Genomic DNA, 25,750 nt, shown 5'->3' with positions numbered 1-25,750 from the left:
TTAAATGAATAATAACTAAATTCGGTAATTGTTAGATAATTGTCAATCAAATTTTTATAATTCAGAATAAAATTCTATTTTAATTAAATTATATAGAATTTTAATCCATAATTGCTTCTCAATTTTGATAAATTCTGAAAATTTACCACAATGATAAAATTAGATACCATAGACCGTCAATTGCTTACCTATTTGCAAAAAGACGCTAAAAAGACGACCAAAGAATTAGCACTTGTTTTAGACTTGTCTAATACCGCCGTTTATGAACGCATCAAGAAACTAGAGCGACAAAAAATAATCACCAATTACGTTGCGCTTATCGATAAAGAAAAAGTAGAAAAAAGTTTTATGGTACTTTGTCAAGTAAAGTTATCGCAGCACGTTAAAAATAACATCGTACAATTTGAACGCGAAGTATTAAAACTCGAAGAGGTGTTAGAATGCTATCACATAAGTGGCGATTATGATTATATTTTAAAAATTCTGATAAAAAACATGGATGCCTACCGCAAATTTTTAATCGAAAAACTAACGGTCATATCGGGAATAGGGAGTACGCAGAGTATGTTTGTGATTAAGGAAGTGAAAAACACCACGCTTATCGTTTCGTAAATTCTAAGGATTTTAACAATCCTTTGTGTCATCTACCTTGTTGATTGAATTAGATATCGTATTTTTGTCAACGTTTTTCAACTCAACAAAAACTAAATTATGAGCACTTACGATGTAGCAGTGATTGGTTCGGGACCTGGAGGTTACGTAGCCGCAATACGATGCGCACAACTAGGTTTAAAGACCGCAATAATAGAAAAATATTCCACCATGGGAGGTACTTGTCTAAATGTAGGCTGTATTCCCTCTAAAGCATTATTAGATTCTTCACACCACTATGAAGATGCCTTGAAGCATTTTGAAGATCACGGGATCGAAATTCCTGGCGAAGTAAAGCTTAATCTAGAAAAGATGATGAGCCGCAAAGCCACGGTGGTAGAACAAACCACTAAGGGGATTGCCTTTTTGATGGATAAAAATAAAGTGGATACCTATGAAGGTATTGGTTCTTTTAAAGATAAAACGCACATCAATATCGCTTCCGCGGAAGGGGAAGATGTAACGATTGAAGCGAAACATACTATTATTGCAACGGGAAGTAAACCTTCTTCTTTGCCATTTATAGATCTTGATAAAGAGAGAATTATCACTTCTACCGAAGCTTTAAAACTAAAAGAAGTTCCTAAACACATGTTGGTGATTGGGGGCGGAGTTATAGGATTAGAGTTAGGACAGGTATATAAGAGATTAGGCGCAGAGGTGACCGTAATTGAATATATGGACCGCATTATCCCTACTATGGATGCTGCTCAAAGTAAAGAGCTTGCCAAAGTGATGAAAAAGCAAAAAGTAAAATTTGCACTTTCTCACAAAGTGACTGCTGTAGAAAATACGGGAGACGAAGTGGTGATTAAAGCAACCGATAAAAAAGGAAAAGAAGTAGAGTTTAAGGGAGATTATTGCTTGGTTTCTGTAGGGAGAAGACCTTTTACCGATGGCTTAGAAGCAGATAATGCTGGAATTAAATTAAATGACCGCAAGCAAGTAGAAGTAAACGAACACTTACAAACCAATGTAGAGAATATCTACGCGATTGGAGATGTAATCAAAGGAGCGATGTTAGCGCATAAAGCCGAAGAAGAAGGTATTTTTGTTGCTGAAACCATTGCAGGTCAAAAACCACATATTGATTATAACTTAATACCAGGAGTTGTATATACCTGGCCAGAAGTTGCTTCCGTAGGAAAAACTGAAGAGCAATTAAAAGAAGATAAAGTAGAATACGCCTCGGGTCAATTTCCTATGCGTGCTTTAGGACGTTCTAGAGCGAGTGGAGATATTGAGGGATTTGTAAAAATCTTAACCAGTAAAGAAACCGATGAAGTTCTAGGAGTACATATGGTAGGAGCTCGTGCAGCTGATTTAATCGCAGAAGCGGTGGTGGCGATGGAATTTAGAGCAAGCGCTGAAGATATTGCTAGAATGAGCCACGCACACCCTACTTATGCCGAAGCCGTAAAAGAAGCCGCTTTAGCAGCAACAGGAAACCGTGCTTTACACGTGTAAGTAGGTATAATAGGAGAGAATCAGAAATGAATTCTTGCTCTTAAATAAAAAAATCCGAATCGTATTGATTCGGATTTTTTTATGGTTTTAAATATCAAACTAGCTTCAAGTAGTCAAATTGAGCAGAAATGAGAAGAATTCATTCTGGCAGATTTATTTCTTAATCTCATGATATGACGTTAAAATCATATGGATAAACTGAATCAAGCCCGCCTGAATAAATTCACTTCGGGCAGGTTAGGTTGATAAATCAAAATTTTTATATAGTCTTTATTTTATCTTTTTGATTTGATAATACATCTGAATACTAATATTTAAGAAATCAAATCTAGCATCTATCATCTAAAAGCGAAGCGTTCTATCTTCTTCATTAAACTACATACAAAATATAACCCAAAGAAATAACAGAGATAATTACCCAAAGTGAAACTCCTAATACTATGGGTTTAGCTCCACTTTCTCTAATGGATGCGAATGTAAGTCCGGCGCCTACAAGAAATAAGGTTAAAATCAACAACTGTTTAGAAATTTCAGGAATGTTGAAGCTCATCCATTCGGGTAAATTAAGGTAAGAATTAGCAATTACTGCCAATACAAATAGTAAAATAAACCAAGGAATTTTAATCGAATTGGATTTTCCTTTAAACAAAAACATAGAAAATATAGATAGTGGAATAATCCATAAAGCTCTACTTAATTTTACAGTAACGGCAATATCTAGAGCTTCTTCTCCATAAGCTAATGCAGCACCAACAACAGAACTTGTGTCGTGAATGGCGATGGCACTCCATAAACCAAAATCTTTTTGGGATAACCCCAATTGATGTCCTAAAACGGGAAAAATAAAAATGGCCAACGCATTTAAAAAGAAGACTACCCCAAGCGCGATAGAAATATCTTTTTCTTTAGCTTTAATCACTGCTGATACTGCTGCAATGGCGCTACCACCGCAAATTGCCGTTCCAGAAGAAATTAAGTAAGAGATTACTTTATCCAATTTTAAAAGTTTACCTATAAAATATCCTAAAATTAACGTAGTACTAATGGTGATAATGGTAAGTAGCAAACCTTCTTTTCCTACTTCTAAACTTTTATTCAAGTCCATACCAAAACCTAATCCTACCACCGAAATTTTTAGGAGCCACTTTACGGTTTTGCCCGTTAATGCAGGAAAAGGATTAAAGAGCAAATTGGTAAGTATGATTCCCATTAAAAGGGCGATGGGAGAAGAGATAAAAGGCGTTAAACACAAAAGCGCAGCAAGTGCAAAAATTACTTTTACATAAATTGGGTTTATATTTTTAAGCATGTATGTTTATTTTATCCCTACAAAGGACGGGGAAATAAACAGAGGCTACTCAACAAACATTGTGATGGGTTATAACCTGTTGTTATGGGTTGAATAGAAAAATTTTTTAATTTTATCAAAAAATAAGGAACGCTCTCCTTGAAGACGAACAAAATATAATGGCCGTTTGATTTCAAAATTTTCGATATCAATTATTTGCAATTGCTGATGTCTTAAATCATCAAAAACAGAAGAGATAGAAACAAAAGCATAACTAGGCGTAGCATACAAATAAGACTTGATACTTTCGGTGCTACCCAAAATCATATCGATGTTAAGGTCTTTTTTTCGAATTCCGGCTTTAGCCAAACGATTTTCTAAAATAGATCGTGTGCCAGAGCCTTCTTCTCTAATAACTAAAGGAAGTTGAATCAGCTCTTCTAATGAGATTGAAGCAGCTAAGTTGTTGCGAGAGGAAGTAACCAACACCAACTCATCATCCAAAAACTTCTCGTAAGTCAATAAGGGGTTGTGATTGTTTCCTTCAATAAGCGCAAATGAAAGTTCGTGTTTTTCAATTTTTTTTTCAATCTGAGTAGAATTATCATTGATAAGAGAAAACTCGGTGTCCAGAAAATTCTTTTTTAATTCTGCCAAAGAAGGAGGTACAATATACTGAGCGATGGTCGTACTTGCGCCAATCTTCACTTTTTTAGGTAATTTTTCTTGAAGTGCTAAAAAATGATTTTCGGCTTCATGATAAAGGTTGAGAATTTTTTCAGCATAAAAAAAGAGATCCTGTCCTGCAGAAGTAATTTTAATGCTATTCTTTTGCCGCTCAAAAAGCTTTACCTCATATTTCATTTCCAATTCTTTAATGTGTTTGGAAACCGCTGGTTGAGAGAGGTATAAATTTTTGGAAGCCTGAGAAAAACTTAAGGTTTTTACTACTTCATTAAAAACACGTAATCTAAAATCCATTGCTTAGAATTAGAAAGCTAAAATTAAGGATTTTTTAAAAGAAATAGTTTTCGTAATCCATTAAAATGCAGTTATTTTAAGCTTTTTTACAATCTTATGGGTAAAATTTTAGTTTTTGCAGGATCGGCTAGTACCGTTTCAATAAATCATCAATTGGTTGCCACGGTGGCGAATCAAATTGTAGATCACGAGGTAGAGATCATTCGGTTAATAGATTTTGAGCTTCCTATCTATAGTTACGATATAGAAAAGAATGACGGTATTCCTTTAAATGTTACCCGCCTCAAAAATAAGATAGATCTTGCACAGGCGCTCATCATTTCTGTAAATGAACACAATGCTACGGTGTCTAGTTTTTTTAAAAATGTGATCGACTGGCTTTCTCGATTAGATCGTCAATTTTTAAGCAACAAAAAAGTATTGCTTATGAGTACTTCTACAGGGAGCAAAGGCGCGGCTTCAGCTTTAGAATACACAGAATTTATTTTACCAAAATTTGGTGCTGAAGTGGTTGCAAGTTTTAGCTTTCCTTACTTCAATGAAAATTTTGACTTAGAAAAGCTTAAAGTAACCGATGAAACTTTGCAATTAGGAATCATTGATACCTTATCTAATTTTTTACAAGAAATAGAGAGTTAATTGCGGACCTATAAAACATTCAGCCTAAAAGATACGAGCGTTTTTAAAGCGCAAGTATTGCAATGGAGCCAAGCGTTTGAAGAAATTATTTGGTTAGATTCTAATGCCTACAATGATCAAATAAACTACGAAGCAATTCTGGCAGTAGATGCTTTTACCGCTTTAAAAACCGATACGCAACAGGCTTTTGAAAAACTTGAAGAATACCAGTCTACCACCAAAGATTACCTTTTTGGTTACCTTACTTACGACCTTAAAGAAGATACAGAAAATTTAAAGTCCAATAATTTTGACGGGCTTGATTTTCCTGATTTGTATTTTTTTCAACCTAAAAAAATTATACGTATCATGGGAAATTCAGCTGAATTTCTTTACCTAAATATGGTTGATGACGAGATGGAAACCGATTTTGTGCATATTTGTTCTTTAGAGATTAACCCACCAACGCATAAAAAAACCACTGCGCTCAAGGCACGTTTTTCTTCGGAAGAATATATAGAAAAAGTGCAGCAGATGAAAGCACATATTCAGCGGGGCGATATTTATGAAGCCAATTTCTGTCAAGAATTTTATCTAGAAAATCAAGAAATAAATCCGCTGCAAAGCTATTTAAAACTCAATACGATCTCTAAAGCCCCTTTTGCTGCATTTTTGCGCTTAGAAGATCATTATGCGTTGAGTGCGAGCCCCGAGCGTTACATAAAAAAACAAGGAAATAAAGTGATTTCCCAGCCTATTAAAGGAACCGCCAAGCGTTTGGAAGAACCTAAAGAAGATGAGAAATTAAAGGAAAATCTTAAAAATGACCCTAAAGAGGTTGCCGAAAATGTGATGATTGTAGATTTGGTGCGCAATGACCTTTCCAAAACTGCTTTCCGCGGAAGCGTAAACGTAGAGGAACTTTGCGGTTTGTATAGTTTTAAACAAGTGCATCAGCTTATTTCTACCGTTTCCTCTCAATTAAGAGAAGATGTGACTCCGGTGGAAGTGCTTCAAACCACTTTCCCAATGGGAAGTATGACAGGCGCGCCAAAAATTTCAGCAATGAAAATTATTGAAGAATTAGAAACCACTAAACGCGGACTTTATAGCGGAAGTATTGGTTATTTTACGCCAGAAGGGGATTTCGATTTTAGCGTTATTATTCGCACCATTTTATATAATGCAACTAAAAAATACACCTCTTGCTCGGTGGGCAGTGCGATTACCATACAGTCGATTCCTGAGAACGAATACGAAGAATGTTTGGTAAAAGTTAAAGCTTTAAAGAAAGCCATAAGTGTGTAACCTAGGTTGCTTAAGTTTTGTGGGGAAATGCTATCTTTGAAAAGCGAAAAAAGTACCTAGGTTGAATGCAACACCGTTTTTCTAAACATATCGAAGAAAATTTTCCTTCCCTAACTTCTCAAAAAGTTGTTTTGGCCATTAGTGGTGGGGTAGATAGTGTAGTTTTGGCTCATTTGCTTCGGCATTCTCAAATAGATTTTGCATTCGCACATTGTAATTTTCGTTTACGCGGAAAAGAAAGTGATGCCGATGAAGCTTTTGTAGAAAAACTAGCACAGCAATTGGATTGTCCTTTTCATCTACAACATTTTGATACTGATAAATTTGCAGAAGATCACAAGATTTCCATCCAAATGGCAGCGCGTGATTTGCGTTATGCTTGGTTTGAAGAATTGTGTGCTCAAGAGAACTATCAAAGTTTATTAACGGCGCATCACGCCAATGATAGTTTGGAGACTTTTTTTATCAACTTAATGAGAGGAACGGGACTTATTGGACTTTCAGGAATTCCTGAAAACAATCAGCTTGTAGTTAGACCATTGTTGGTTTTTTCGAGAGAAGAAATTGAAGTTTTTGCTAAAGAAAACGACATTAAATGGCGAGAAGATGCTAGTAACCAGTCCAGTGTTTATTTACGGAACAAAATCAGAAATGTGGTTTATCCTATTTTAAAAGAGGAAAACCCACAAGTGATTTCATCCTTTTTGAAAACTCAGACGCATTTACAAGAATCTGAGGCTTTATTAGAAGATTATACAGCGCTTTTATATTCCAAAATCGTAAGAGAAACCTTTAGAGGATATGAATTAGATATTCACGAGTTAAAAAAGATTCCAAATTCTAAAGCAGTGTTATATCAATTGCTAAAAGATTTTGACTTTACGGAATGGGAAGATGTGCATTTACTTTTGGAAGCACAATCTGGAAAACGCGTTTTTTCTAACACGCATCAGTTAGTAAAAGATAGGGAAGTGCTTATTTTAGAAGCAATAAAAGAGAAACCGAAAGAGGAAAATTCTTTTTTAGTGAATTGTCAGCAAGATTTAAATTTTTCCTTAGGTATTTTAAAACAGAAGAAAGTAGAAAGAATAGAAGAGAAAACTAAGAATACTGCTTATTTTCCAAAAGAACTTCTTAAATTCCCGCTCCAATTGAGAAAGTGGAAACCAGGGGATTATTTTTATCCTTTTGGGATGAAAGGGAAAAAGAAAATTAGCGATTTTCTCATCGATGAAAAAATTCCGGTAACGGAAAAAGAAAAGATCTGGGTTTTATGTAATGAATCAGATATTATCTGGATAGTAAACCATAGAACCGACGAACGTTACAAAATACAACCAACTCAAACTATACTTAAATTTAACCTTATTTCATGAGACTATTTTTAACCCTATGCATTGCTTTATTAAGCATTGGTCAAACTTTTGCTCAAATTCCGGGCTCTGGACTTCAAGATATTAAAAGTCCGGCTAAATGGGAGGGAAGCGTAAAACAAATTTCAGACCAAGAATATGAATTGATTTTTGAGGCAGAAATTGAGGATGAATGGCATATTTATTCTCAGTATACGCCAGATGGAGGTCCCATCCCTATGATGTTTGAGTATGTAGATGCCGAAGAGAATTATGTATTAGAAGGAGATGCAAAAGAAAGCGAAACGGCTAGAGCCTACAATGATATCTTTGGGGTAGATGAAGTGTATTTTGCAGAAGAAGCTACTTTTACGCAAAGAATAAAGTTGGTTGATGAAGACTTAGGTTTGATTAAAGCTCAAATTTTTTATCAAATTTGTAAAGAGGTTTGTATCAATGAGGAGTACTACTTTGTATTTAATATCAAAGACAAAACTGCAAAGGTCTTCACCAATTTTGATGATTTTGAAGCCTATCAAATTAGAGGGGGTGCAAAAGCGGTATCAAAAGATGCAGATGCAAATGATAAGCCTGTAGTTTCAGAAAAATTACAAAAAGAAGAAGCAAAAGTAGACCGTGGTATTTTTACCGTATTCTGGGTTGCTTTTCTCTTTGGTTTTGTAGCCTTATTAACACCTTGCGTTTTCCCAATGATTCCTATGACGGTTGGTTTCTTTACCAAACAAAGTAAAACCAAAGCTAGAGGAATAAGAAATGCTTTGCTTTACGGATTTTTTATCGTTGTAATTTATGTGGTATTAGGAACGCTTGTAACCGCTATTTTTGGCGCAGATGCCTTAAATGCACTTTCCACAAGTGTCACCTTTAATATTATATTCTTTGTCATATTAATCATATTTGCCGCTTCTTTTTTAGGAGCTTTTGAAATTATGCTGCCCAATTCTTGGGCCAATAAAGTAGACAAACAAGCCGATAAAGGAGGAATTGCAGGAATTTTCTTCATGGCTTTGGCCTTAGCGATTGTATCGTTTAGTTGTACAGGACCAATTGTGGGTTCTCTATTGGTAGAAGCGGCTTCTAAAGGAGGAATTGCACCTATCGTAGGAATGTTAGGTTTCTCCTTAGCAATTGCTATTCCGTTTGTGCTATTTGCTATGTTACCAGGATGGATGAATTCTTTACCAAAATCTGGAGGATGGTTAAATACCGTAAAAGTAGTTTTAGGATTTTTAGAACTAGCCTTAGCCTTTAAATTCTTATCGCAAGCCGATTTAGTTTTGGATGCGCATTGGTTAGAGCGAGAAGTATTTTTAGCGATTTGGATTGCTGTTTTCTCTACCTTGGTGTTATACCTCTTCGGAAAAATAAGTATGCCGCACGACTCCCCTGTAAAACACATTTCTGTAGGTAGATTAGGATTTGGATTGGTGGTATTAACCTTTGTCATTTACTTAATTCCAGGACTTTGGGGAGCGCCATTAAAGATAATTAGCGGTTTCCCACCTCCAATGAATTATAGTGAATCTCCTTACGGAGTTGGATTTACCAAAACAGGTGGCGGAGGTGCAAGCTATAGTCAAGGAGATTTTCCCGAGCACGCAGAATTAGGTCCGCATGATATTCTAGCTTTTACAGATTATGAAGCAGGAATGGCTTATGCAAAAAAGGTTGGCAAGCCAGCAATGATCGACTTTACGGGAAAAGCTTGTATCAACTGTCGTAAGATGGAAGAACGTGTATGGAGTGAGCCGCAAATTTTAGGAAAACTAAAAAATGATGTCGTATTGATTTCGTTATATGTAGATATTCAAAAGAAATTACCTAAAGAAGAGCAGTACACTAGCGAAACTACTGGAAAACGAATACGCACGATTGGAAATAAGTGGAGTGATTTCCAAATTGAAAAATACGGAGTAAATGCACAACCTTATTATGTTTTATTGAATAGTAAAGAGGAAATGCTAAACACGCCCGCTTCCTATATGCCAGATGTAGATGAATATGAAGCTTGGCTAAAAGAAGGTTTAGGTAATTATAAAGAGTAAATCCTGAATTATATTCCTAACGGAAGAAAAAAAGAGGTTGTTTAAAAAGTCTTTAAAACTGTCATTCTGAATTTATTTCAGAATCTTCTCATATTGATTCAAAAATTAATATAGGAATTTGAATCAAACCCGTCTGAATGGTACCGGCAGGTTCAGGTTGACAAAAATGGACTTTTTAAACAGCCTCTTTTTCATTTTAACCCATAAACAATTCGGTAAAAAAGCCCATTTTTCAAGATTATTAATATCTTTAAGAAATAAAAATTATACTATAAAAATGAAGTCAATTTATTATTTATCTCTACTCGTTTTCTTTTCAGTTTTCAATCTATCGGCACAAGACGAGGAATACCAAATTAAAGAGCATTACAGCAAACAAGAAGTAAATATTGAGATGCGTGATGGCGTTAAATTGCACACCACGATTTACTCGCCTAAAGACAAATCACATAAGTATCCCATAATAATGCAGAGAACGCCTTACAGTTCTCGTCCTTATGGGAAAGATCAATTTCGATCTAAAGTGGGGCCTAATGAATTTTTAATGAAAGAGGGAAATATTATTGTCTATCAAGATGTACGCGGACGCTGGATGAGTGAAGGAATTTATGACAATATGCGGGCTTACATTCCAAATAAAAAAGGGAAACAAGTAGATGAAGCCAGTGATACTTACGATACTATTGAATGGCTAATAAATAAGGTAGATAACAACAATCAAAAAGTGGGAACTTGGGGAATTTCGTATCCTGGTTTTTATGCCACGTATTCGTTACTTTCTGAACATCCAGCCTTAAAGGCAGCTTCTCCACAAGCTTCAATTGGAGATTTCTTTTTCGATGATTTTCACCACAACGGCGCTTATATGCTAAGTTATTGGAGAGCGACTGCCCTTTTTGGATATCAGCAAGAAGGACCAACAGACAAAGCTTGGTTTAAGTTTCCAGATCTAAAAAGTAAAGATCAGTACCAATTTTTCTTAGATCACACACCTATTAGTCAATTAGACGAATATTATAAAGAAGATAATATTTTTTGGCAGCAACTAAAAAATCATCCTAATTACGATGATTTTTGGCAGAAAAGGGGGATAATTCAGCATTTAAGCAAGGTGAAAATTAAGCCTGCAGTGATGACGGTAGGTGGACTTTTTGATGCGGAAGATCTTTATGGGCCTTTTGAAACCTATAAAAGTATTGAAGCTAACAACAAAAACTACAACACGCTTGTTTTTGGGCCTTGGAGTCACGGAGATTGGGCAAGAAATAAGAAAAGACAGGCCATAGGAAATGTTTATTTTGGAGATGATATTTCGCTTAAGTATCAGAAAAATATAGAAACTCCTTTCTTTAATCATTTTTTAAAAGGAAATGGAAAAGGGACAGAACCTGCTTTAGCCGAAGCAACCATGTACGATACTGGTTTAAGGGAGTGGAAAACTTACGAGAACTGGCCTCCAAAAAAAGCTTTGACTAAAAAATACTATTTAGGGGAAAATGAAAGTTTACATACCTTACCAAAACCTAGTGAAAAAATAGAGTTTGTAAGTGATCCTAAAAAACCAGTTCCTTATTCTGAAGATATTAAGATGGGATTTACACCTAGAAAATACATGACAGACGATCAGCGGTTTTCGGCGAGAAGACCCGATGTTTTGGTTTTTGAAACGGAAGTTCTGGAAGAGGATATGACTTTAGCAGGAGAAATTATGGCCAAATTAAAAGTAGCCACCACAGGATCTGCTGCAGATTGGATTGTGAAAGTAATCGATGTTTATCCCGATGACGCAGAGGATTATGAAGAGACTCAGGACTATTTAAAAATGAGCAATTACCATATGATGGTGCGCAGCGAAGTGCTTCGTGGTAGGTTTAGAGATAGCTTTGAGAATCCGAAAGCGTTTACACCAAACAAAAAGACGGCGGTGAATATTAAACTACAAGACATTCACCATACGTTTAAGAAAGGACATAAATTGCAAATACAAGTGCAGAGTACGTGGTTCCCATTAATCGATTTGAATCCGCAAACCTACATACCTAACATTTTTAAAGCTAAAAAAGAAGACTTTCAAAAGCAAACGCATACCGTTTTTGGAGACTCTTCGGTGGAATTTTTATGGCTAAAAAACTAAAGAATGAAAAAATATATTTTAGTTTTAACTAGCATCGTTCTGTTTTCTTGTCAGGAGAAAAAAACATCTAATCTAGAGCAAAAAGTGGTATCTGAAGATAAAAAAGTAGAAGATTTTTTTGAAAGAGCTTTCCAAGAAGATGTTTCAGATTCACCCATGATGCAAACGCGTTTAGGAAAGAAAACGGATTATGGTTTATGGGATGATTTTTCTAATGAGAAATACCCAAAAGACTTAGAAAAAAGCAAGATAAGACTAGCATTTTTAAAGGATAATATTCAGAAATCAAAGCTTTCCGAAGAAAATCAGCTGAGTTATGAGTTGATGAAAAATCAGTTGGAAAATGAGATAGCAGATTATACCTATCGTTTTTACGATTACCCTGTCAATCAGATGCACGGGTATCAAGCAGAGTTGCCAGCATTCTTAATCAATATGCATCAAATTGATTCTCAAGAAGATGCGAAGGCTTATATTTCTCGTTTAAACGGAATAAAACAAGCCTTGGAAGATGTTTCCAAAGGATTGAAGATTAGAGAGAAAAACGGAATAGTGCCTCCAACATTTGTTTTTACCAAAGTATTGGAGGATGCCCAAAATGTGATAAAAGGTTTTCCTTTTGAAGAGGTAAAAACCAACAGTACTTTATGGCAAGATTTTACCTCAAAACTTGAAAAACTGAAAATTGCGAAAGAAGAGAAAGAATCTCTTAAACTAGAAGCAAAGAAAGCTATGCTAACCCATACAGCTTCAGGATTTAAAACTTTGATTGCGACATTACAAGATCAAATGCAACGTTCTGTTTCAGATGCCGGGGTTTGGAAACTTCCGAAGGGAGAGGAGTATTATAACAATCGCTTAAAACGCGTTACGACTACAAATTTAAGTGCAGAGGAGATTCATAAAATAGGCCTTAAAGAAGTAGAAAGAATTCAGAAAGAAATGGAAGTCATCAAAAATAAGCTTGATTTTAAAGGTTCTTTGCAAGAATTCTTTGAGTTTATGCGTAACGATTCTCAATTTTATTATGAAGATTCCGCGGAAGGCAAAGAAGCTTATATTTCTGAAGCCAAGCAGCTTATCAATACCATGAAAGGAAGGTTGGGAGAATTGTTTAATACGCTTCCACAAGCAGACATCAAGGTGAAAGCTGTAGAAGCTTTTAGAGAAAAAAGCGCGGGAAAAGCTTTTTATCAAGCTCCAGCTTTAGATGGTTCTAGACCAGGAATTTATTATGCGAATTTATACCATATGAAAGCTATGCCTAAATACCAAATGGAGGCTTTGGCGTATCACGAAGGTATTCCAGGACATCATATGCAAATCGCTATTGCTCAAGAATTGGATAGTATTCCTATGTTTAGAAAATTCAATTTTTACACGGCTTATGTTGAAGGTTGGGGATTGTATACCGAGTTTTTACCTAAAGAAATAGGTTTTTATGAAGATCCATATTCAGACTTTGGAAGGTTGGCGATGGAGCTATGGCGTGCTTGCCGTTTGGTCGTAGATACAGGTATTCATACCAAAAAATGGACACGTGAAGATGGTATCGCTTATTATAAAACAAATACGCCAAATGAAGAAGGCGATTGTATAAAAATGGTAGAAAGGCATATTGTAATGCCAGGACAAGCGACTGCTTATAAAATAGGAATGCTTAAAATTTTGGAGTTGAGAAGTAAGGCAAAGAAAGAGCTTAAAGATAAATTTGACATCAAAGATTTTCATGATGCGGTGCTTTCTCAAGGACCTTTACCGTTGCACTACCTAGAAAAGCAAATCGATGCTTATATTCAAACAAAATCATAGGTTTTCTCAAAGTTTTCTTCGGAATTTTTCGGAGTTAACCTGAAATTTTAGTTTAAAAATTGAAAGTGGCCTAGACTTTTATTTTAGTTAAATTTTAGTAGTTTAACGTGGGTATTTTAGTTAAATTCAAATAATATTTAGTTAATGCAAACAAACATACAAAAGATAGCGGTGCTCACTTCTGGAGGAGATGCTCCAGGAATGAATGCTGCAATTAGAGCGGTAGTGAGAGCTTGTGTTTTTCACGGAAAAGAATGTACTGGCATTTATCGTGGATTTCAGGGATTAGTGGAAGGTGATTTTATTCCTTTAGGCGCAAGATCTGTCAAGAATATGATTAACAGAGGAGGCACTTTTTTAAAATCGGCAAGATCTGAAGATTTTAGAACGCCAGCAGGCAGAAAGAAAGCTTTTGATCACCTTAAAGAAAACGAAATAGAAGCTCTTATTGTAATTGGAGGAGACGGTACGTTTAAAGGCGCATCGCTTTTTTATGAAGAGTATGATTTTCCTATAGTCGGCATTCCAGGAACCATAGATAATGACATTCGGGGCACAGATTTTACCATCGGTTATGACACTGCCTTAAATACGGTGGTAGAAGCCATTGATAAAATTCGAGATACGGCCAATTCGCACAACCGACTTTTTTTAGTAGAAGTGATGGGAAGAGATGCGGGTGACATTGCTTTAAATGCAGGCATTGGCGCTGGAGCGGAAGAGATCTTAATTCCTGAAGAAGATCTAGGTAAGGACAGGTTGGTAGAATCTTTAGCAAAAAGTAGAAAGTCTGGAAAAACTTCGAGTATTGTCGTGGTTTCTGAAGGAGACCAAATTGGAAAAAATATTTTTGAATTAGCAGAATATATTGAAGAGCATTTAAAACAGTACGAAGTAAGAGTTACCGTTTTAGGTCATATTCAACGCGGTGGTGCGCCAAGCTGCTACGATAGAGTTTTAGCAAGTAGACTTGGAGTGGGAGCGGTAGAAGCGCTTTTAGAAAATAAACATAATGTTATGGTGGGGATAAAACACAAAAAAATTGTGGTTACTCCGTTTAATGAAGCTATTGAGGGATCCAACGAAATCGATTGGGATTTATTAAAAGTAGCCGATATTATATCCATATAAATAAAAAAAATACGTTCAAAAAATGAAAAAAATAAATATAGCCATTAACGGTTTCGGTAGAATAGGAAGATTAGCCTTTAGAATTGCTAGTCAAAGAGAAGACATCAACATTGTAGCCATTAATGATTTGGTAGAGGTAGAGCATCTAGCATATTTACTAAAATACGATTCAGTACACGGTAGATTTCCTGGAGATATTAAGGTAAACAACGGAAATCTTGTCGTGAACGGTAAAGAAATCCGCGTAAGCGCAGAAAAAGATCCTACGCAATTAAAATGGAATGAGGTGGATGCAGAAATAGTTATGGATTGTACAGGAATCTTTAAAACGAAAGAAAGTGCAGGTCAGCATTTAAAAGCTGGAGCTAAGAAAGTGGTCATATCTGCGCCTTCTAAAGATATTCCTATGTATGTACTGGGAGTGAATCATAACGAAGTAACCGCAGAAGAAACTATAGTTTCTAACGCTTCTTGCACCACCAATTGTTTGGCGGTCTTAGCCAAAGTAATTGAAGATCATTATGGGATAGAAGAAGCTTTAATGACCACAGTTCATGCGGTAACCACTTCTCAATCTACCGTAGATGCTCCTTCCAAAAAGAATTATAGAATAGGCAGAAATGCTTTGAATAATATAATTCCTACAACTACAGGAGCAGCGCTTGCTGTAGGAAAAGTGATTCCTTCTCTTGACGGAAAACTTACAGGAATGGCTTTTAGAGTGCCCACGGCAGATGTATCTGTAGTAGATCTTACGGTGAGAACAAAAAAATCTGTTACTTTTGAAGATTTAAAAGCTACCTTAAAGAAAGCTTCAGAAAATGAATTGAAAGGAATTTTGGGCTACACGGAAGAAGGCGTGGTTTCTCAAGATTTTGTTTCAGAAGAAAGAACAAGTGTATTTGATGCCGAAGCGAGTATAGGTCTTAATGACAACTTTTTTAAATTAATAGCTTGGTACGATAATGAGTTTGGATACTCTTCAAAACTAGTAGATTTGGCTACTTATATGACAACAGTTAAGTAAAAGATGTATTTAATTGCAGACGGCGGTTCCACAAAATGCGATTGGGTGGTTTTAGACCATTTAGGGAATCTTATTTTAGAAACTAAAACACAAGGCTTAAATCCGTCTGTGTTTCAGGAAGAAACCCTATGGAACCGACTTCATGCCAATCCTGAGTTGCAACAAATTAGAGAAAAGATTTCTTCCGTAGAATTTTATGGTGCAGGTTGCGGAACCACAACTCCTACAAAAAAATTAAAACGAATTTTACAAAACTATTTTCCAAAAGCCAAGGTCTTGGTAGACGAAGACACTATGGCCGCGGTTAAAGCGATAAAGCAGCATCCTAGTCTAGTTTGTATTTTGGGTACAGGAAGCAATGTATGTTTTTATGATGGAGAAAAAATCACTAATCCAGTGGCTTCCTTAGGCTATAGTGTAATGGATGAAGCTAGCGGAAATTTCTTCGGAAAAAAACTGCTTCAAGATTTTTTTTACCAGAAAATGCCAAAAAGAATAGCGGAAGCTTTTGAACAGAAGTTTGATTTGAATCCAGATGAAATTAAAAAACATCTCTACCAACGAGAAAATCCGAATGCTTATTTGGCAAATTTTGCCTCCTTTATATTTACTCAAAACGAAATAAACTCTTATTTTTACGGCGTTTTAAAGCAAGGAATTGTAGAATTTATAGAAAATAGAATTTTGCTTTTTGAAGAATCCAAGAAGTACCCCATTCATTTTGTGGGATCTATTGCCCATTTTTCTAAAGCTATTATAAAAGAAAGTTTGCGAGAAAGAGGACTAGAATCGGGAGAAATTATAAAAAACCCCATTACACATTTAATAACATACCATCAAAACAAGATAACCCATGGCGTTAAAAAAAATTAACCCCATAGAAACAAAGGCTTGGAGAAAACTTCAAGAACATTATCAAGACATCAAAGAGAAAAAAATGGTAGATATGTTTTGTGAAGATGACGCTCGCGTAGATAAATTTCATATTAAATGGGATAAATTTTACCTCGATTACTCTAAAAATAGACTAGATGATACCACCAAAAAATTACTTGTAGAACTTTGTGAAGAAGTAGACCTTAAAGATGCTATTCAAAAACAGTTTAAGGGAGAAATTATCAATGTTACCGAAAATAGAGCGGTAGCGCATACACGTTTACGTGCTCAAGAGAAACCTAATGAAGTAGAAGCTGCTTTAGAGAAAATGAAAGTTTTTTCTGAAAAATTGATTGATGGAGATTGGAAAGGAGCGACTGGTAAAAGTATAAACCACGTAGTTAATATTGGAGTGGGCGGTAGTGATTTAGGCTCTCAAATGGTACTGGATGCCTTAGAAGCTTATCAAAATCAGTTAAAAGTACATTTTGTATCCAATATAGATGGCGATCATGTTCTTGAAGTGCTAAAAAAGATAGAAGTAGAACAAACCATTTTTATTGTAGTTTCCAAGAGTTTCTCCACGCAGGAAACCTTAAGTAATGCGACTACTATAAAAAAATGGTTCTTAGAAAAAGGCTTTACGGAAAAAGATATTCATAAGCATTTTGTTGCTGTGAGTGCTTGTAATGAAAAAGCCGTGAATTTCGGAATCTTAGAAGAGAACATTTTCCCCATGTGGGATTGGGTAGGCGGCAGGTTTTCATTATGGAGCGCTGTGGGTTTATCAATTTGTTGCGGAATTGGCTATAAAAACTTTACAGAAATGCTTCAAGGAGCCCAAAAAATGGACGAGCATTTCGAAAATACCTCGTTTGATGAAAATATACCTGTGCTTTTAGCGCTGATTAGTATTTGGTACAACAACTTTTTCCTTACAGAAACAGAAGCTGTAATTCCTTACTCCCAATATTTACAAAAATTTATTCCTTATTTACAGCAAGGAGTTATGGAGAGTAATGGAAAAAATATTGACCGTAATGGGAAGAAAGTTACTTACCAAACTGGGAATGTCATTTGGGGTGAACCGGGAACCAATGCGCAGCACGCATTTTTTCAGTTGATTCATCAAGGTACAAAGTTAGTTCCTTGTGATTTTATTGGCTTTAATAATTCCGTGCACGGAAATAAAGAACATCACCATAAATTGATGGCTAACTTTTTCGCGCAAACAGAAGCTTTTCTTTGCGGAAAATCTCAAGCCAAGATTGAAGAAGAAATAAAAGATCTTTCTCCAGAAGAGCAAGAAAGAATAAGAGCTTATAAATGTTTTGAGGGCAATAAACCTACCAACACGCTTTTAATAGAGCGTTTAAATCCTGAAACTTTAGGTAGTCTCATTGCGTTATATGAGCATAAATTATTCGTACAAGGCGTTATTTGGAATATTTATAGCTACGACCAATGGGGAGTGGAATTGGGTAAACAATTGGCTTCCAAAATATACCAACAGTTGGAAACTGGAAAGGTTGATGCAAATTTAGATGCTTCTACTCAACAACTTTTAAAAGAGTTTTTGTCAAAATAATTTAAGATTTTGCAAAGAATAATTCCTCGATCACCGCTTTATTTTTAAAATATGATTACTTTTAAGACAAAGTAAGACTATGCTGGTTAAGGTTTATGGAAGTGCTGTTTTTGGTGTAGAGGCTTCTACGATAATCGTTGAGGTGAATATCGTTAAAGGAATTGGCTATCACTTGGTAGGATTACCCGATAATGCGATTCGTGAAAGCAGTTTTAGAATTGCTGCTGCGTTACAAAATAACAGCTACAAACTGCCAGGAAAAAAGATTACGGTAAATATGGCTCCGGCCGATTTACGTAAAGAAGGCTCGGCTTACGATTTAACGCTAGCCTTAGGGATTTTGGCCGCATCTTCCCAAATTAAAGCACCAAAAATAGAAGAGTACATCATTATGGGAGAACTTTCATTAGACGGAAGTTTACAGCCCATAAGAGGTGCTTTGCCCATTGCGATAAAAGCAAAAGAAGAAGGCTTTAAAGGTTTTATTTTGCCTAAACAAAATGCTAAAGAAGCAGCAATCGTGAGTGGTATTGATGTGTATGGGGTTGAAAATATCACCGAGGTGATTGAGTTTTTTGACAAGCAAAAAGAATTAAAACCCACTATAGTAGATACCAGAAAAGAATTTAATCTAAGTTTAGAACATCCCGAGTTCGATTTTGCCGATGTAAAAGGACAAGAATCGATTAAGCGGTGTATGGAAATTGCAGCGGCGGGAGGTCATAATATTATTCTTATTGGTCCGCCAGGATCGGGAAAAACGATGTTGGCCAAACGTTTGCCTAGTATTTTACCACCTATGACTTTACACGAGGCTTTAGAAACTACGAAGATTCATAGCGTGGTAGGTAAAATACGAGAAAATGTTGGACTTATGGCTCAGCGTCCCTTTAGGAGTCCGCACCACACAATTTCAGATGTTGCCCTTGTAGGAGGCGGTGCGTATCCTCAACCGGGAGAGATTTCGTTGTCTCATAACGGAATTTTATTTCTTGATGAATTACCCGAATTTAAGCGGAGCGTTTTAGAAGTAATGCGTCAGCCTTTAGAAGATCGGGAAGTTACTATTTCTCGGGCTAAATTTACGGTGACTTATCCTTCCAGTTTTATGTTGGTAGCAAGTATGAATCCTAGTCCGGGGGGTTACTTTAATGATCCCGATGCGCCAGTGAGATCTTCCCCAGCAGAAATGCAACGTTATTTGAGTAAAGTGAGCGGACCTTTACTGGATCGTATTGATATTCATATAGAAGTAACGCCAGTGCCTTTTGAAAAATTAAGCGATGACAGGCGAGGAGAAAGTAGTGTTAAAATTAGAGAGCGAGTCACCAAGGCCAGAGAGAATCAAACGCTTCGGTTTAAAGGATTAGAAAATATTCATTACAATGCCCAAATGGGAGTAGGGCAAATAAGAGAATTTTGCAAGTTAGAAGAAGCTTCCAAACAACTCCTAAAAACAGCTATGGAACGATTAAATCTTTCCGCAAGAGCGTATGACCGCATCTTAAAAGTGTCGAGAACTATAGCCGATTTAGAAAATGCAGAAAATATTAACGGAGAACATATAAGCGAAGCCATACAGTATAGAAGTTTAGATAGAGATGGCTGGTTAGGATAATGATATGAAAAAAATAGTAATTACATTAAGTTTATTGGCTTTGGTAGCTTGTAAAGACAACAAGCAAGAGGAAGTTTCCATTAAAGAAAAGCAAAAAACGGAACAGGATACCAGTATTGTAGAAGAGATTTCTTCTAAAATTACGCAAACAGAGCCAGTGGTGCTCAGTTTAGAGCAAGCCGAAAAATTGGTGAAAATGCCTTTGGCATGCTTAGAGCAAGAGTTTCCCAATAAGTTGGGTCAAACTTTGGCTTCAGAAAAAGACCTTAAGAATCCAAAAGAGTTACATCCGGCCTTTTACGGTTGTTTTGACTGGCATTCTTCGGTGCATGCGCATTGGAGTTTGGTGAGTTTATTAAAACAGTTTCCTAATCTCGCTAAAGCGGAAGAAATAAAAGAATTGCTGAAAAGTAATCTTTCTAAAGAAAATATTCAGCAAGAAGTGCGCTATTTTAAAACGGCACAAAATAAAACCTACGAACGCACTTACGGTTGGGCGTGGTTATTAAAATTAGCACAAGAAATACATACTTGGGAAGATCCTATAGCAAAGGAGTTAAAAGTTAACTTGCAACCCCTAAGCGATCTTATGGTAAACAATTTTCAGGAATTTTTACCTAAGTTGAATTATCCTATTCGCACTGGAGAACACGATAATACTGCTTTTGCTATGGGATTTGCTTATGATTATGCTTTGGTTACCGAAAATAAAAAACTACAAGATTTAATCTCAGTACGAGCAAAAGATTACTATCTGTCAGATGATAATTGTCCAATTTCTTGGGAGCCTAGCGGATTTGATTTTCTTTCTCCTTGTTTGCAGGAGCTTCATTTAATGCAAAATGTATTGGCCGAGCAAACCTTTAAGTTGTGGTTAAAAGATTTTATGCCGCAATTAAATAATAAGGATTATGCATTGAAGGTAGGCGAAGTATCTGATCGTAAAGATGGAAAACTCGTGCATTTGGATGGACTAAACTTTAGTCGAGCTGCCGTATTGTTTAATTTGGTTGCAAAATATGAGGGATTTGCGCACTTAAAACCTATTGCAGAAGAGCATTTGGCTCATTCGTTCCCTAATGTAGCAAACGATTCTTATGAAGGCGGACATTGGCTAACTACTTTTGCACTCTATGCCCATAATCAGCGTGTGAATAAATAGTATAGAAATGATAGACATTAACTGTGATTTAGCAGAGGGAGAAATATACGATGAGAGGCTAATGCCTCTCATTTCGTCTTGTAACATCGCCTGTGGCGGGCATTTTGGCGATGCAAATACGGTAGAAGTAGCGATTCAGCTTGCTATAAAAAAGCAGGTGAAGATTGGCGCACATCCTTCTTATCCAGATCAAGAAAGCTTTGGAAGAAAAATTATCGAGTTAGATCTCATCGATTTACGAAAGTCGCTTAAAAGTCAGATTTTGTTAGTAAAAGAGATTACCGAAAGGCTAGGAGGGAGGCTTCATCACGTTAAACCGCACGGTGCACTTTATAATGAGTTAAAATACCATACGGAGAAATCTAAGATGTTGGTTGAGTTAGTAAAAGAGATAGATGAAAACCTCATACTTTTTGTGTCTCCAAAATCAGTAGTAAAAAACTTGGCAGAAACACAATTAAAAATAGCGATTGAAGGTTTTGCAGACCGTGCTTATGAATCTGATTTTAGTTTAGTCCCTAGAGGTGAAAATGAAGCTGTTTTACAGGATAAACATAGTATTTTAGAGCGAGTGAAAATGATGGTAAATAAGGGAGAAATTATTAGTAAAGAAGGAGATATTTTACATCAAAAATTTGATACGATTTGCGTACATAGTGATACTCAAAATTCGTTAGAGATTTTGGAGTATTTGAAGCAAAATTTGAATTATTAAATCCAATAAAAATAAAGCTATGGAAGTGGATCAACTTACTTTTAAAACTTTGGGAGAAAGAGCAATTCTTATCTCTTGGGAAGAAATAATAGAGAAAGATATACTGAAAGAAATCCTGCAATGCAAAAAAATAATACAAGAAAATTATATTAAATCAAATGTTGAGGTAAATAACACATATAATTCATTATTAATTAATTATGGTTTAGGTATAGAAAATACTTATGATGAAATATCGGTATTGAAAAAATTGCTTTTGAATATCAATTTTGATCAAAAAATGAAGGTGAACACTTATATTCTTCCCGTTTGTTATGAAGAAGAATTTGCATTGGATTTGGAAGAAATTTGCCAAGACAAAGATCTGTCTTCAGAAGAATTTATAAAGCTTCACACTTCTTCTATTTATACGTTATATTTTATCGGCTTTTTGCCTGGATTTTTATATTTAGGAGGCTTGCCTAAAACACTTCAAATTCCGCGTAAAAAAACACCGCGTTTACATGTGAAAAAAGGAGCGGTAGGAATTGGTGAAAAACAAACCGGAATTTACCCTCAAAATTCAGCAGGAGGATGGCAACTTATTGGTAATTGTCCGTTGACATTATTTGATAGCTCTCAAACTTCTCCTTCTCCTTTTTTACCAGGAGATGAAGTTCGATTTAAATCTATTTCTAAAAACGAGCATCAAGAAACTTTGAGACAAGTGGAGATGGGAGCATACAAAATTGAAAATATAAAAGGATGAGTGTAAAAGTGATCAAAGAAGGATTATTATCGAGCGTCCAAGATTTGGGAAGATTCGGTTTTGCGGGATGGGGAGTTCCGCAAAGCGGAGTGATGGATCGATATTCAGCTAAAATGGCTAATCTTTTAGTAGGAAATGAAGAGTTTGAAGCTGTAATGGAGCTAACTTTATTAGGTCCAATTTTAGAATTTCAAGAAGAAGTTTTAATCGTAGTTGTTGGAATAGAAGCCCAAGCAACGCTAAACGGTCAAAAAATAGAGCTTTTGAAGCCTTTTTTGGTTGATAAAGGAGATCAACTGCACATTCAGCAGATCACGCAAGGGGTTCGAGCTTATATAGCAATTTCTGGTGGCTTTAAAACCAAAGAGTTTCTTAAAAGCCGAAGTCAGTATTACCCAATAACGAGCTATGCAGGCTTACAAAAAGGAGAAACTTTGCCCTTCGATTTACAATCAGAAGATTTACCACAGAATTTTGCAGGAATAAAATATGACATTAAACGCTATGTTTCCAAAGTCTTAGAAGTGTATAAGGGTCCAGAATGGGACAGGCTCTCGAACGAACTACAAATTCAGTTGCAAATACAAATGTTGACCATCTCTAAAAACAATAGCCGAATGGCGTATCAAATAGACGAGCAATTCCCTAATTCTTTAGAAGGCATGCTTTCACAGCCCGTTTTGCCAGGAACGGTACAGTTAACGCCCGATGGAAGTTTGATTATCTTGATGCGAGATGCGCAAACTACGGGAGGCTATCCTAGAATTTTTCAATTAACCGAAGAAAGTATACAAATCTTGTCGCAAAAGAAACAAGGGGATAAGGTTGAGTTTAAATGTATTTATTAGTTGGGATTATTTATATAAGGGTAGAGGCTATCACAACCAACCACTTTTTCACAAGTGAAAAAGACCCCTCCTTGCTTAAGGAGGGGAGTTTTTAAACAACAATTGGCTAAAGCCAATTTTTAAACCTTTTAATCCAAGAGAGTTTATTTCCGTAAGGCGCGTAGCGAAAAGGGATATCTATCCAAGTTTTATGGTTTACTACAGATTGCTGGTGCGTAAAGCAGTTAAAACTGTGTTTGCCATGGTAAGCGCCAATTCCGCTATTTCCAACGCCTCCAAAAGGTAATTTTTCATTAGCAAAATGAATTACTACATCGTTGATAACGCCACCGCCAAAAGGAAACTGTGCCATAATATTTTCAGCGAAATCTTTATTTTCCGTGAAAACGAAAAAAGCTAATGAAGCAGCATAGGAACTAATAATTTTTTTCAATTCCCGCTCTTCATCATAAGAAATAATTGGAAGAATGGGGCCAAAAATTTCACCTCCCATCACTTTGTCGTTAAGCGCTGGTTCCTCGATTAACGTAGGAGCTATAAAATTTGATTCTGCATCTGTTTGTCCGCCAAAAGCAACTTTTTCTTCATCAATTAAGGATTCTAAACGCTCAAAATGTGATGAGTTAATGATTCGGGCATAATCTGGAGAATCGATGGTGTTTTTCCCGTAAGAAGCTATAATTTCTTCTTTTAAAGCTTTTATAAGTGCTGGTTTAACGCTTTTGTGAACTAAAACATAATCTGGTGCGATACAGGTTTGTCCCGCATTTAAAAATTTACCCCAAACGATACGCTTGGCGGTAAGTTGTATTTTTGCTGTGGATTCTACAATACAAGGATTTTTCCCTCCCAATTCTAAAACGACTGGCGTTAGATTTTTTGCCGCTGCTTGATTTACTATTTTTCCTACAGCAACGCTTCCAGTAAAAAAGATGAAATTCCATTTTAAATTGAGTAGTTGTTGGGCAACCTCTTCGTCGCCTTGAATAACCACAGCGTGCTCTTCCGTAAAGACTTTGTTAATCACCTTTTTTAAAAGTGATGCGGTATGTGGTGTAAGTTCAGAAGGTTTTAAAGTAACCGTATTTCCAGTAGCGATTGCCGCGATAAGTGGATTTATAGCCAATTGAAAAGGATAATTCCAAGGTGCGATAATCAACACATTCCCATACGGGCGATGATATATTTTGTCTGAAGAGGGGAAATTGAGTAGACTAGAACTCACTTTTTCGGGTTTAGACCAAAATTCAAGGTTTTTTATAAAGAGGTCTAATTCTTTATAAACGACAACCACTTCTGTCACCATCGACTCAAAAGCGGGTTTACTGAAATCTTCTTTTAGAGCTTCTATAATTGCGTCTTCCTGTGCGTTGATTTCTTTTTTGAGCTTTTTGAGCAATTGAATGCGTTGTTTTAGAGAAAACGGATTATTTTCAAGAAAAAAATCGACTTGTTGGGCGTGTAATTCTTGTATATGTTGTTTCATGAGATGCTGAGATTGACTTGTTGGATTCCATTTTGACTGACTAATTTCAGGTTTTTTAGAAAATTAGAAATAAATATTAAAGAATCAAAATGTAACTATCCTGAATCTAAGTAAGTGAAACGAGAACAAATCCGTAAAGAAGAGCGAGTTTTTAACGCTTATTTTAATACTTATCTTTTACTGCATCCCAAAGTGGATCTTTAGGAAGCGGCGCGATAAAAGTCATTTCCTCTTTTTGCACAGGATGTACGAGGGTCAATTTTCTGGCGTGTAAATGAATACTGGCATCGGGATTACTTCGGTTAAAACCATATTTTAAATCGCCCTTAATAGGAGAGCCTATACTTGAAAGCTGACTTCTAATTTGGTGATGCCTACCGGTTTCTAAATCTATTTCCAGTAAGGTGTAGCGATCTAATTCTTGTAAGGTTTTGTAATGAAGAATTCCCTTTTTGCTTTCGGGAACTTCGTTAACGTGCGCATAAGACTTATTTTGTTTGGGATTTCGCTTTAGGTAATGTATCAAAGTGCCGTTTTTAGGGCTTGGCGTTTTTTGTACCATCGCCCAATAGGTTTTTTGGTTTTTTCTTTCGGCAAAAATTTTATTCAATCGGGGTAAAGCTTTGGAAGTTTTGGCGAATAAAACGATTCCCGTGGTGGGACGATCCAAGCGATGAACCACTCCTAGATATACATTACCAGGCTTTTTGTATTTTTTTTTAAGGTAGATTTTCACAACATCACTTAACGGAAGATCTCCTGTTTTATCGCCTTGTACTAAATCTCCTGCACGTTTATTGATCATAATAAGATGATTGTCTTCATAAATTACGTGTAAGTTTTGCGGCGTAGAAACGATTTTACTCAAAAGAAA

21 protein-coding genes are annotated in these 25,750 nt (G+C 35.9%); 17 read left to right on the top strand and 4 right to left on the bottom strand.

What is annotated here, in order from left to right; all coding sequences use genetic code 11:
• Positions 1 to 150: 150 nt before the first annotated feature.
• On the top strand, positions 151 to 612 hold the full coding sequence (locus tag RLT85_RS04180; RefSeq protein ID WP_375712332.1) for an Lrp/AsnC family transcriptional regulator: 462 nt from the start codon (positions 151 to 153) through the stop codon (positions 610 to 612).
• Positions 613 to 711: 99 nt separating this feature from the next.
• Positions 712 to 2,118 carry a dihydrolipoyl dehydrogenase gene (gene lpdA, locus RLT85_RS04175; protein WP_311400777.1) on the top strand — a complete coding sequence of 469 codons (1,407 nt, stop codon included), beginning with the start codon at positions 712 to 714 and terminating at the stop codon, positions 2,116 to 2,118.
• Between the two features lie 370 nt (positions 2,119 to 2,488).
• Here the strand turns inward: lpdA and RLT85_RS04170 are convergent, their stop codons facing one another.
• Both RLT85_RS04170 and RLT85_RS04165 read right to left on the bottom strand, forming a co-directional pair.
• Positions 2,489 to 3,427: a YeiH family protein gene (locus RLT85_RS04170; protein WP_311400776.1), complete on the bottom strand. Its 939-nt coding sequence runs from the start codon at positions 3,425 to 3,427 to the stop codon at positions 2,489 to 2,491.
• A 69-nt stretch (positions 3,428 to 3,496) separates the two neighbouring features.
• The gene (locus RLT85_RS04165) at positions 3,497 to 4,387 is read right to left on the bottom strand and encodes a LysR substrate-binding domain-containing protein (RefSeq protein WP_311400775.1); all 891 of its coding nucleotides are present in this window, start codon (positions 4,385 to 4,387) and stop codon (positions 3,497 to 3,499) included.
• A 96-nt stretch (positions 4,388 to 4,483) separates the two neighbouring features.
• On the opposite strand from RLT85_RS04165, the gene RLT85_RS04160 reads away from it, so the two are divergent.
• From RLT85_RS04160 to RLT85_RS04090, 15 genes are all read left to right on the top strand, one after another.
• Positions 4,484 to 5,026 (top strand): NADPH-dependent FMN reductase, encoded by a 543-nt coding sequence (locus RLT85_RS04160; protein WP_311400774.1) that lies wholly within the window; start codon positions 4,484 to 4,486, stop codon positions 5,024 to 5,026.
• Positions 5,027 to 6,313, top strand: a complete 1,287-nt coding sequence (locus RLT85_RS04155; protein WP_311400772.1) for an anthranilate synthase component I family protein — start codon at positions 5,027 to 5,029, stop codon at positions 6,311 to 6,313. It abuts the gene before it with no gap.
• Positions 6,314 to 6,378: 65 nt separating this feature from the next.
• Positions 6,379 to 7,689: a tRNA lysidine(34) synthetase TilS gene (gene tilS / locus RLT85_RS04150; protein ID WP_311400771.1), complete on the top strand. Its 1,311-nt coding sequence runs from the start codon at positions 6,379 to 6,381 to the stop codon at positions 7,687 to 7,689.
• On the top strand, positions 7,686 to 9,731 hold the full coding sequence (locus tag RLT85_RS04145; protein WP_311400770.1) for a protein-disulfide reductase DsbD family protein: 2,046 nt from the start codon (positions 7,686 to 7,688) through the stop codon (positions 9,729 to 9,731). Before tilS ends, RLT85_RS04145 begins: the two co-directional genes overlap by 4 nt.
• A 277-nt stretch (positions 9,732 to 10,008) precedes the next feature.
• Entirely contained in the window at positions 10,009 to 11,865 is a 1,857-nt protein-coding gene (locus RLT85_RS04140; RefSeq protein WP_311400769.1) for a CocE/NonD family hydrolase, read from the top strand.
• Between the two features lie 3 nt (positions 11,866 to 11,868).
• Positions 11,869 to 13,677 carry a DUF885 domain-containing protein gene (locus RLT85_RS04135; protein ID WP_311400768.1) on the top strand — a complete coding sequence of 603 codons (1,809 nt, stop codon included), beginning with the start codon at positions 11,869 to 11,871 and terminating at the stop codon, positions 13,675 to 13,677.
• 144 nt (positions 13,678 to 13,821) lie between these two features.
• Positions 13,822 to 14,808, top strand: a complete 987-nt coding sequence (pfkA, locus tag RLT85_RS04130; protein WP_311400767.1) for a 6-phosphofructokinase — start codon at positions 13,822 to 13,824, stop codon at positions 14,806 to 14,808.
• A 22-nt stretch (positions 14,809 to 14,830) separates the two neighbouring features.
• Positions 14,831 to 15,835, top strand: a complete 1,005-nt coding sequence (gap, locus tag RLT85_RS04125; protein ID WP_311400766.1) for a type I glyceraldehyde-3-phosphate dehydrogenase — start codon at positions 14,831 to 14,833, stop codon at positions 15,833 to 15,835.
• Between the two features lie 3 nt (positions 15,836 to 15,838).
• Positions 15,839 to 16,708 carry an N-acetylglucosamine kinase gene (locus RLT85_RS04120; RefSeq protein WP_311400765.1) on the top strand — a complete coding sequence of 290 codons (870 nt, stop codon included), beginning with the start codon at positions 15,839 to 15,841 and terminating at the stop codon, positions 16,706 to 16,708.
• Positions 16,689 to 18,299 (top strand): glucose-6-phosphate isomerase, encoded by a 1,611-nt coding sequence (gene pgi, locus RLT85_RS04115; protein ID WP_311400764.1) that lies wholly within the window; start codon positions 16,689 to 16,691, stop codon positions 18,297 to 18,299. Before RLT85_RS04120 ends, pgi begins: the two co-directional genes overlap by 20 nt.
• Before the next feature lie 79 nt (positions 18,300 to 18,378).
• Positions 18,379 to 19,917, top strand: coding sequence for a YifB family Mg chelatase-like AAA ATPase (locus RLT85_RS04110; protein WP_311400763.1), 1,539 nt, complete (start codon positions 18,379 to 18,381; stop codon positions 19,915 to 19,917).
• Positions 19,918 to 19,921: 4 nt separating this feature from the next.
• Positions 19,922 to 21,079 (top strand): DUF2891 domain-containing protein, encoded by a 1,158-nt coding sequence (locus tag RLT85_RS04105; protein WP_311400762.1) that lies wholly within the window; start codon positions 19,922 to 19,924, stop codon positions 21,077 to 21,079.
• A 7-nt stretch (positions 21,080 to 21,086) separates the two neighbouring features.
• A complete protein-coding gene (pxpA, locus tag RLT85_RS04100; RefSeq protein ID WP_311400760.1) occupies positions 21,087 to 21,794 on the top strand; it encodes a 5-oxoprolinase subunit PxpA in 708 nt (235 codons plus the stop codon).
• Positions 21,795 to 21,813: 19 nt separating this feature from the next.
• Positions 21,814 to 22,542, top strand: a complete 729-nt coding sequence (pxpB, locus tag RLT85_RS04095; protein ID WP_311400759.1) for a 5-oxoprolinase subunit PxpB — start codon at positions 21,814 to 21,816, stop codon at positions 22,540 to 22,542.
• A complete protein-coding gene (locus RLT85_RS04090; protein ID WP_311400758.1) occupies positions 22,539 to 23,390 on the top strand; it encodes a 5-oxoprolinase subunit C family protein in 852 nt (283 codons plus the stop codon). Before pxpB ends, RLT85_RS04090 begins: the two co-directional genes overlap by 4 nt.
• Positions 23,391 to 23,496: 106 nt before the next feature.
• Here RLT85_RS04090 and RLT85_RS04085 read toward each other — a convergent pair whose 3' ends face one another.
• Entirely contained in the window at positions 23,497 to 24,876 is a 1,380-nt protein-coding gene (locus RLT85_RS04085; protein WP_311400757.1) for an aldehyde dehydrogenase, read from the bottom strand.
• 163 nt (positions 24,877 to 25,039) lie between these two features.
• The gene (locus tag RLT85_RS04080; protein ID WP_311400755.1) at positions 25,040 to 25,744 is read right to left on the bottom strand and encodes an RluA family pseudouridine synthase; all 705 of its coding nucleotides are present in this window, start codon (positions 25,742 to 25,744) and stop codon (positions 25,040 to 25,042) included.
• Positions 25,745 to 25,750: the final 6 nt, after the last annotated feature.

This window comes from Mesonia ostreae (assembly GCF_031845265.1).
Taxonomy (GTDB): Bacteria; Bacteroidota; Bacteroidia; order Flavobacteriales; family Flavobacteriaceae; genus Mesonia; species Mesonia ostreae.
Note: the sequence above shows the minus strand (reverse complement) of the source record. Positions and strands in the feature narration are given on the sequence as shown.

What these genes read in the sequence shown, in the direction of transcription:
- RLT85_RS04085 (WP_311400757.1), bottom strand. Translation starts at nt 24,876, where the DNA reads ATGAAACAACATATACAAGAATTACACGCCCAACAAGTCGATTTTTTT.
- pgi (WP_311400764.1), top strand. Translation starts at nt 16,689, where the DNA reads ATGGCGTTAAAAAAAATTAACCCCATAGAAACAAAGGCTTGGAGAAAA.
- lpdA (WP_311400777.1), top strand. Translation starts at nt 712, where the DNA reads ATGAGCACTTACGATGTAGCAGTGATTGGTTCGGGACCTGGAGGTTAC.
- pxpA (WP_311400760.1), top strand. Translation starts at nt 21,087, where the DNA reads ATGATAGACATTAACTGTGATTTAGCAGAGGGAGAAATATACGATGAG.
- gap (WP_311400766.1), top strand. Translation starts at nt 14,831, where the DNA reads ATGAAAAAAATAAATATAGCCATTAACGGTTTCGGTAGAATAGGAAGA.
- RLT85_RS04165 (WP_311400775.1), bottom strand. Translation starts at nt 4,387, where the DNA reads ATGGATTTTAGATTACGTGTTTTTAATGAAGTAGTAAAAACCTTAAGT.
- RLT85_RS04120 (WP_311400765.1), top strand. Translation starts at nt 15,839, where the DNA reads ATGTATTTAATTGCAGACGGCGGTTCCACAAAATGCGATTGGGTGGTT.
- tilS (WP_311400771.1), top strand. Translation starts at nt 6,379, where the DNA reads ATGCAACACCGTTTTTCTAAACATATCGAAGAAAATTTTCCTTCCCTA.
- RLT85_RS04090 (WP_311400758.1), top strand. Translation starts at nt 22,539, where the DNA reads ATGAGTGTAAAAGTGATCAAAGAAGGATTATTATCGAGCGTCCAAGAT.
- RLT85_RS04170 (WP_311400776.1), bottom strand. Translation starts at nt 3,427, where the DNA reads ATGCTTAAAAATATAAACCCAATTTATGTAAAAGTAATTTTTGCACTT.
- pfkA (WP_311400767.1), top strand. Translation starts at nt 13,822, where the DNA reads ATGCAAACAAACATACAAAAGATAGCGGTGCTCACTTCTGGAGGAGAT.
- RLT85_RS04135 (WP_311400768.1), top strand. Translation starts at nt 11,869, where the DNA reads ATGAAAAAATATATTTTAGTTTTAACTAGCATCGTTCTGTTTTCTTGT.
- RLT85_RS04105 (WP_311400762.1), top strand. Translation starts at nt 19,922, where the DNA reads ATGAAAAAAATAGTAATTACATTAAGTTTATTGGCTTTGGTAGCTTGT.
- RLT85_RS04145 (WP_311400770.1), top strand. Translation starts at nt 7,686, where the DNA reads ATGAGACTATTTTTAACCCTATGCATTGCTTTATTAAGCATTGGTCAA.
- RLT85_RS04180 (WP_375712332.1), top strand. Translation starts at nt 151, where the DNA reads ATGATAAAATTAGATACCATAGACCGTCAATTGCTTACCTATTTGCAA.
- RLT85_RS04160 (WP_311400774.1), top strand. Translation starts at nt 4,484, where the DNA reads ATGGGTAAAATTTTAGTTTTTGCAGGATCGGCTAGTACCGTTTCAATA.
- RLT85_RS04110 (WP_311400763.1), top strand. Translation starts at nt 18,379, where the DNA reads ATGCTGGTTAAGGTTTATGGAAGTGCTGTTTTTGGTGTAGAGGCTTCT.
- pxpB (WP_311400759.1), top strand. Translation starts at nt 21,814, where the DNA reads ATGGAAGTGGATCAACTTACTTTTAAAACTTTGGGAGAAAGAGCAATT.
- RLT85_RS04140 (WP_311400769.1), top strand. Translation starts at nt 10,009, where the DNA reads ATGAAGTCAATTTATTATTTATCTCTACTCGTTTTCTTTTCAGTTTTC.